Origin of the sequence: Dietzia sp. B44, from assembly GCF_014145245.1 — a bacterium.
Taxonomy (GTDB): Bacteria; Actinomycetota; Actinomycetes; order Mycobacteriales; family Mycobacteriaceae; genus Dietzia; species Dietzia natronolimnaea.
In genome coordinates this window covers 1,952-3,701 of sequence record NZ_JAALEF010000215.1, presented here as the reverse complement: position 1 = coordinate 3,701, position 1,750 = coordinate 1,952, and the positions used below count along the sequence as shown (strand labels likewise).

Sequence of the window (1,750 nt, the reverse complement as noted above, 5' to 3'; positions counted from 1 at the left end):
CGGGGTCAGCGCGTCGGGCTCACCGTTCGACGATGGCCGTGACGCCCTGACCACCGGCGGCGCAGATGGAGATGAGCGCGCGGCCCGAGCCCTTCTCCTCCAGCAGCTTGGCGGTCGCGGCCAGGATGCGGGCCCCGGTCGCGGCGAACGGGTGCCCGGCCGCCAGCGAGGAACCGTGGACGTTGAGCTTGCTGCGGTCGATCGACCCGAGCGCGGAGTCCAGACCCAGGCGCTCGGTGCAGTACTCCTCGGACTCCCAGGCCGCGAGCGTGGCCAGGACCTGCGAGGCGAAGGCCTCGTGGATCTCGTAGTAGTCGAAGTCCTGCAGGGTCAGGCCGTTGCGCTCGAGGAGGCGCGGGACGGCATAGGTGGGCGCCATGAGCAGCCCGTCCGGGGTGCGGCCGTCGTGGCCGTGGATGAAGTCCACCGCCGCGGTCTCGGAGTCCACCAGGTAGGCGCGGACCGGGAGCTTGTTCTCCTCCGCCCAGGCCTCGCTCGCCAGCAGGACCGCGGAGGCGCCGTCGGTGAGCGGGGTGGAGTTCCCGGCCGTCATGGTGGCCTGGGTGCCGTGGGCCTCGGCGTCCCGCTTGCCGAAGACCGGCTTGAGCTTCCCGAGCTTCTCCTCGGACGAGTCGGGACGCATGTTGTCGTCACGCGGCACGCCGAGGAACGGGGTGACCAGGTCGTCCTGGAAGCCGGACTCGTAGGAGGCGGCGAGGTTGTGGTGGCTGGCCGCGGCGAGCGCGTCCTGGTCCTCGCGGGTCACGCCGAGCTCGCGGGCGGTGATGGCGGCGTGCTCGCCCATGGACAGTCCGGTGCGGGGCTCCGCGTTCTGCGGCTGCTCGGGGACCAGCGACTGCGGACGGATGTCACCGAGGAGCTTGAGCCGGTCGACCGTGCTCTTGGCCGAGGAGACCTTGATGAGGATCTTGCGCAGGTCGTCGTTGACGGCCAGCGGGGCGTCGGAGGTGGTGTCGGTGCCACCCGCGATCCCGGCGTCGATGCGACCGACCTCGATGGCGTCGGCGACCTGGATGGCCGTGGCCAGGCCGGTGCCGCACGCCTGCTGCACGTCGTAGGCGGGGCTCGACGAGTCGAGAACGGAGCCGATGACCGACTCGCGGGTGAGGTTGAAGTCCCGGGCGTGCTTGAGGACGGCACCCGCGGCGACCATCCCGACGCGCTTGGCCTGCAGGTTATAGCGGCTGGCGAGACCGTCGATCGCCGCGGTGAGCATGTCCTGGTTCGAGGCGTCCGCGTACTTGCCGTTCGATCGGGCGAAGGGGATTCGGTTGCCGCCTACGATGGCGACCTTGCGGGGGCTGGTGGTCACGTGTGTCACTCCCGTTGTGTTCTCGGTGTCCGGTGGCCCGAAACGCGGCCCTGCACGTATTGTTACTCAGCAGTAAGTTACTTGTCGACCCGTAGTACCGCACCTCTCCAGGAGATGATCGCCATGGCACAGGGCAACCTCGACCTCTACTCGCAGTTCGTGACCTCGGCCCCGGGGTCGTTCATCGCCGGCAAGGTCGGCCTCCCGCAGCCGGAGCAGCTGCGCCGGTACGAGGCCGGGCAGCCCGCTCTCCACGGCCCGGTCCTGGTCGGCGGCGAGGGCCGCCTGGTCGAGCCCGTCCGCGCGATCCTCGAGTCGGACTACGAGCTGGCCGGCGCGGACGCCGAGGGCAAGTTCGCCGGCCTGGTCTTCGACGCCACAGGCATCCGCCGCACCGAGGACCTCAAGGCCCTGTTC

General features: G+C 70.3%; 1 protein-coding gene and 1 pseudogene. One reads left to right on the top strand and one right to left on the bottom strand.

What is annotated here, in order from left to right; all coding sequences use genetic code 11:
* Window positions 1-19: 19 nt before the first annotated feature.
* Entirely contained in the window at window positions 20-1,333 is a 1,314-nt protein-coding gene (locus G6017_RS07975) for an acetyl-CoA C-acetyltransferase (RefSeq protein WP_182616837.1), read from the bottom strand.
* A 123-nt stretch (window positions 1,334-1,456) separates the two neighbouring features.
* Here G6017_RS07975 and G6017_RS07970 point away from each other — a divergent pair.
* Window positions 1,457-1,750: pseudogene (locus tag G6017_RS07970) on the top strand (3-oxoacyl-ACP reductase); the annotation flags it as partial.